Consider the following 6,000-nt stretch of genomic DNA (forward strand, 5'->3'; position numbering starts at 1 on the left):
GCTGATTTTAAAACAATCAAGCCAATCTTTTAAGGTTCTGGCAGGGCAAGTGAGAATATTTGATCCATAAGAAATAGCAATGACTTTCCCTTTCTTTTCCTGTCGGTTTTCGATTTTCTAAGTGTAATTTGTAAGCCTTCTCTGACAAATTTAGAGCCATCAATTATTAAAGAAACTAATTTTGACCTTTGAAAAACTCTTATTATTCATACAATCCTGACAAGAAAAAAGCTCCCCATCGATCAGGCCTTTCTTTTGCTTGCTCAATGCCCACTAGCATGGCTTTTTGTAAAGCTTGAGCCTTATTGAGTTTTTCTACCTCTATACCTAAAAGGTGGCGATAAAACGTCTTGACCATTTCAAGCGTCAACTCTGTGTCTGGCAGACGCCAATAAGTCGCGACCGTTGACAACGCTCCGGCGGCAAGAAAGGACCAGACAGGGCCGACACTTCCTTCCCCGTGAAGTTTGCCCCTGCCAGAGAAACAGGCACTCATAAAAACCAGCTCTGCTCGAAGAGCAAGCTTCGCAATCTCTTGCGCATGGAGATAGCCATTAGGATTCTCTTGTTCGGGAGCAAGCTTGAAAAGCCCTTCGAAAACGGAATGAGGATCGAGTTTTTCTTCAGGGCTTTCGCTTGTCGAGCCATGACAAGCCAGGTGAATCCAACGCGCATCTGGCATTCCTTCTACAGCACGTTGAACAGTAGCCTTGTCTTGTAAGAGGATTTTTTCTGGAGCTGTTTCAAGCAGAGGAGCGACAGTTGTTTGAGCTTCTTCCTCCGCAAACTTTAGTCCGGGTTCAGATGTATTGGGATTGCCAATAACGAGAGAATTTTTTGAGAAATCTTTAGGAATTTCGTCCAATAGTTTGAGTATTCCAATGGAAGGAGCAATGGAAAGTGGATGTTTTTCAATCAAATAAGCTCCACCTTGGTCTAAAAATGCCGCGAAGGGTATTTGAGCGAGATAACCATCGGGAATAATGGTGACGACTTGTTGAGGGTCTTTGGGGAGAAAAGTTGCAAGTGGCGCAATAAGTATTTCATACCAGTTCTTAAGGCGCTTTTTAAAAGCTTTCGAATTTGAGAGATGAATATTTTCATCCGGCTCTCCACGAGTTAGTCCTTCTAGAAAATCTGACAATGATGTTTTAATAGTTCTTGCCTTAGCAATAAAAGGAAATGTTTGAAAAACGTAAGTTGCTGCTTTAAACTCTTCTGTCAAAATTCCAAGAGGCAGCAGCTGGCAGATAATTTCGCCGTGAGAAGGAATAATCCAAGCAGTAATGCTGTCCGTGCTTTTGGAAACAAAAGAATAAACAATCAAGCAAGTGTTCATCTTGTGGGCTAAAGCTTGCATTTCTTGGGTTGTGACTCCGGAAGACAAAAAATCTTCCCTTTGAGGCTGATTTTTTTTTGTCAGAGCGGAGACTAAGGCACGCGAACGTCTAAAATCTGTGATTTGCAAGGCTTCCTCAGTTTTCCCCTGTTTTAAGAGAAAACTTTCCAGGCTTAAAGGTGTCTTTGCTTGCTCTTCAAAAAAAGTAATCTGCCACTGGTGATGATTTTTAAGTTCTTGGTGTAATGCAGAATAAACGGCGATGCTTTTGCGATAATTCTCTTCTGCTAACCTAAGATCAAACTTTGCATATAATTCGGCTAAGTTATGATACCCTGCCACTTCGTTGAGGCGATCTTCTGACTGTTGAGATAAACAAATAAAATTTTCAAAGTTTTGAATCGCCTGTTCTTTGTTTCCCATAGCATCATAGCATAGACCTAAGCCATTAAAGCTGTCTTTTTTTACATTTGGATTACCAATCTTATTGGCTTTTTCATACCGCTCAAGTGCCTTAGGAAAACTACCAAGGGAATAAGAAGCATGTCCCAAATTTACTAAAATTCTAGCTCGTATTAGGGTTTCTTCTGTTACTTCTAATGCTTTTTTATAATATTTTTTGCCTTCAGAATAATTTTTCTTATGGCAATATGCATTACCAAGATTGCTATATGCTATTTCTAAATCTTGTGAAAAGAAGTTTGGTTTCTCATTGATCTCTAAAGCTTGCTTTTGATAATCAAGTTCTCTTGGATAATCTCCAAACGTACCATTGATGCTTCCAAGAATTGTTAATGCTCTTAGCTTACTATTAAGTGCTTCTAAATTCTCTTCTTGAATTGACGGATGTTGGATTAACTCTAAGATTTTTTCAGCCTGAGGAATAGCTTTTTTATATCGGCCAAAATCATTAAATAAGGCGGCTAAGTTTTCATGAATTTTTATTGCGAGAAACAAGTCGCTTTGGGGAAAAAATTCAAGTGCCTTGTAATAAGCCTTTTTAGCTTCCTTGTACTGCTGGGCATTAGCATAAGCGCGTCCGATCCCGGTGTAAATCCAGGTTTTTTCAGCATTATTTTCTGTCAAACTCAATGCAGCTTGAAAACATGAAAACGCCTCATCATTTTTATTGATCTCAAGATAAGCGCCTGCAAGATCAGTAAGAATCTGACTTTTACTTTTAAGATCTTGTAGCGTTTTGGCGATAGTTTGAGCTTTCTTATAAAAAGGAAGTGCGTAATCATCTTGTCCTTGTTTCACGTGAAGGGAGCCTATATCTTTTGAATAAATGGATATTTTATAAGAATCGCCTAATGCTTCCGCTATTCTCAGTGCTTTTTCGCTATAAGGAATAGCTTTTTGATATTGTTTAAGCAGTTGATTCCAGAATGCAAGGAATTCATAAATTTGCATGATTCTAACAAGTATTTCTTCCTTTTGAAACATTTCTAAAAGTCCCTGTCTTAAAAGTTTTAAAAAAACTTTTGCATGGAAAATGGCGCGAGGGAAATCTCCTTGGTCGCTGCAAACTTTCATCATGATTTCTAAAATCCTTGAAGTCATTTCTCCGCGTTTATGAATGACAGATTTTTGCTCCTCAATTTCTTTTGCATCAGCTTCAGGTAAGGGCTCAAAAAGCCTTAAAACGGCCTTCTCTAAATTTTTTGGAATAAAACGACTAATTCTCTTATCGCTAGCTAATTGATCAAGACTGTCTTTCCAGCGCTCCATCTTGCTTAGAATGGCGTTTTTATTTTGAATAAGGAGGTTAGCACAGTGATTGCCAAATTCGAGATGGGGAAGCAACCACAGATGCTCTAGGATACTTTGATAGATCGAGCAGATAGGAATGATCAAATTAAGTTCATTTGATTTTAATTTTACTTCCATGATTTCACTGACGATTTCTTCTAAATGAATTAATTGTTGAGCTTGATCATGCTGAATATCGTACAAAAATGTTGCAAAATCGAAAACAAGCATTACCTTCTCTACTATTAAATTTTGGATCTCTTCTATCTCTAATTTTAGCAGGCGACATAAACATTCACGCTGGACACATATATCTTCTAATTGGTTGATCTCTTCGAGGAGCAATTTGGCACTGATGATTATGTTCTTTTCTGTAGTGAATTTTGTTTTATAGGCCTCAATTAAACCTTTTACATGATCTAATAGGGATAGTGTGGGCAGAAGGGGATAATGAAGATAGTAGGGAGTGCTAAATTTAACTGACTCTACGTGCATAGCTCAATACCTTAAAAAAATAAAATGTTAAAAATATTTTTATTTCATGAAGATAAATAATCAAGCTATAAACGACTAAAGTAAAATTTTATTTTAGAATAGAGAAATTTAAGAACAATAACGCTTAATAATTTTATTACTGATAAGAATGTATAAAATCATATTGAGTATATATGTATAGTTGAAAATACAATTTTAGCTGAAATTTTTATAGACCATTTTTCCGACTATAAGTTAGTTAGGTTGACCTGCCCCCAAAAAATTTAATCCATATTAAAATGGGTAAAATTTTAATTAAGGAGCAAAAGAAATGCGTAAAAGTCAGTTTTCCGAAGAGCAAATTATTCCTATTTTAGGCGAAATGGAAACTGGGTGTAAATTTCTAGAGCTTTGTCGAAAGCACAATGTGATACCTAATACCTTTTATAAATGGAAAGCTAAATTTGGCGGTATGATAGTTTCGGAAGCCGAGTATCTAAGGGCTTTAGAAGAAGAAAATACAAAGCTGAAAACGATGCTTGCAGAAGGGCTGTTAGACAAGCGAGCCTTTAAGGACGTTGTCTCAAAAAAATGGTAGGCTCACAAGCGCAAAGGAAAACGCTCAGTTATCTAAAAGGACATTTTGAGATAAGCGAAAGAAGAGGTTGTGAGCTCATCAAAGTGGCATGATCGACCATGCGTGATAAAAGTCATGCTCGAGAAAACAAAGTCTTAAAAGGGGATATTTTTTAGATTTCTTTAAAGCATAAAAGCTTTGGCTATAGAAGAATCGCTGCTCTTCTTAAAAGAGAGAAATGGTCGGTAAATCATATTTATGATTTATCGAAAAAAGTTTAACGTCTATACGTCGAAGAGTTATTAGGTTTAAAAAGAAAAGTTAAAAAGAAGTTTGCCAAATGTTTAAATCAAAGTTTATTTTTAGACTTATAGAAGGCACAAGAAACCATTGAAGCTTGGAGGATTGAATACGATGAAGAGCGGCTACAGAGCTCGCTTAGGTATTCGACTCCAATGGAATTCGCTAGCGAATATTTTTTTCAAGAAATGATAAAAATCAATAAAAGTATGAGTTTATGATCGGATTGCATACTTGGAGCAGGTTAATCTATTTTAGCTATTTATATGCAAAACTTGACGTCTGAATTTAGTCGTAATGTAATACTGCAGGTGATTATTACAAAATAATTTCGTTAAATGCTTCCTCTATTATTTCAATTTCACTCACAACAAGTATTAAAATGGATACAAGAACGAACAGAAAAGCCTAATGACTTTAGTACTGTTTATGAATTAACAAATTCAGCACCGATTTTCAACGAAAGTTATAGTTACCTATAAAATATAAAACAGATAATCCTGCAAATATGGCAACACTAGTTTGAGCAATAAGTTTTAAACGATACATGGCAATAATAGTGATTGTATTTACAATCAAACTTGTAAATGCATAAGCACGATTAATAGAAATTCTCGCGCTAAAACCTGTTTTATAACTAAAAAGAGCATGACATATTGAAAGCGACACATCAGCAATTTTAGAAACGGCAAAAATGAGGGCACACATTTTTGGAGAAACGTTTGTAACTTTACCATAAATGTATCCAGCAGCTGCCCAAGCAGGAACGGTAATGTGTAGTATAGACGGATTCCCAGGACCCATAGTAGCTTCCTCTATTTAAATACTTTAAATAATAACAATCAAAATTTATTAAAGCAATTTTTTTAATATTTTCGCATTCAATAGCTTTTGCATATCTTGAAATTGAACGAAAACGAGGATTTTAAAAGTAGCTCAGCTTTCGAAAGATTGGATTAGCTAAAATGCATGCATGCGCGTTAATTCTAGAAGACTGCCGCACTATTTATTTAAGCCTAGATCAATCAGAACAACTCACAACAAGAGAAAAAACGTTTGGTGTCGATGCCGAAGTTATCAAAAAGTTGCTGAATTATAAAAAACTTTTGTTTTCGTTTTATGCCTTTTCACCAGAAATGGAAGAATTAATTAGTCAAATCCATATGATGACTTGTCAAAGGTGTTAGAAGAAATAACCCGCAATCAGGTCAATATAGAGAGTCATTTAAGATTAGGTTGCTAAACCAAAAACAAAAGAGGTTATTTATATCCCCCTACAATTAATAGAATGGAAAGAAAAATACAAGTTATTTAAGCAGAATATTATAAGGTAAAAAGCTGTGAAGTTTTACTTGTTCTTATTTGTCTATTTTCTTTTCCTGTTTTGACTTTTGTGAAATTTAAAAATAATTTTTGCATAAAAAAACCTATCTTTAAAATCTTATTTCAAATATTTGAATGCAAGTAGCAGCTATTATGCCTGTTTGCTAGAAAATCTCTTTTTTATCACAACAACTCTAACGAAACTAGAAGGGTCTTGGATATACAGAGAGAACGT

4 protein-coding genes are annotated in these 6,000 nt (G+C 35.4%); 2 read left to right on the forward strand and 2 right to left on the reverse strand.

Annotation, left to right across the window (positions count from 1 at the left end; all coding sequences use genetic code 11):
- Positions 1–202 precede the first annotated feature (202 nt).
- Positions 203–3,586: a CHAT domain-containing tetratricopeptide repeat protein gene (locus tag BU804_RS07875; protein WP_075883643.1), complete on the reverse strand. Its 3,384-nt coding sequence runs from the start codon at positions 3,584–3,586 to the stop codon at positions 203–205.
- Between the two features lie 310 nt (positions 3,587–3,896).
- Between BU804_RS07875 and BU804_RS07880 the strand changes: the two genes are divergently transcribed.
- A complete protein-coding gene (locus tag BU804_RS07880) occupies positions 3,897–4,163 on the forward strand; it encodes a transposase (protein WP_075883644.1) in 267 nt (88 codons plus the stop codon).
- Positions 4,164–4,898: 735 nt separating this feature from the next.
- On the opposite strand, the gene BU804_RS07885 is transcribed toward BU804_RS07880, so the two are convergent.
- On the reverse strand, positions 4,899–5,246 hold the full coding sequence (locus BU804_RS07885; protein ID WP_075883645.1) for a hypothetical protein: 348 nt from the start codon (positions 5,244–5,246) through the stop codon (positions 4,899–4,901).
- 161 nt (positions 5,247–5,407) lie between these two features.
- Here BU804_RS07885 and BU804_RS07890 point away from each other — a divergent pair, with 161 nt between their 5' ends.
- Positions 5,408–5,629 (forward strand): hypothetical protein, encoded by a 222-nt coding sequence (locus BU804_RS07890; RefSeq protein WP_075883646.1) that lies wholly within the window; start codon positions 5,408–5,410, stop codon positions 5,627–5,629.
- Positions 5,630–6,000: the final 371 nt, after the last annotated feature.

It is taken from the genome of Candidatus Protochlamydia sp. W-9 (assembly GCF_001950615.1).
GTDB classification, from domain to species: domain Bacteria; phylum Chlamydiota; class Chlamydiia; order Chlamydiales; family Parachlamydiaceae; genus Protochlamydia; species Protochlamydia amoebophila.

Excerpts from the sequence above, each read along its gene's own strand:
- BU804_RS07875 (WP_075883643.1), bottom strand. The coding sequence starts at position 3,586 with ATGCACGTAGAGTCAGTTAAATTTAGCACTCCCTACTATCTTCATTAT.
- BU804_RS07890 (WP_075883646.1), top strand. The coding sequence starts at position 5,408 with ATGCATGCATGCGCGTTAATTCTAGAAGACTGCCGCACTATTTATTTA.
- BU804_RS07885 (WP_075883645.1), bottom strand. The coding sequence starts at position 5,246 with ATGGGTCCTGGGAATCCGTCTATACTACACATTACCGTTCCTGCTTGG.
- BU804_RS07880 (WP_075883644.1), top strand. The coding sequence starts at position 3,897 with ATGCGTAAAAGTCAGTTTTCCGAAGAGCAAATTATTCCTATTTTAGGC.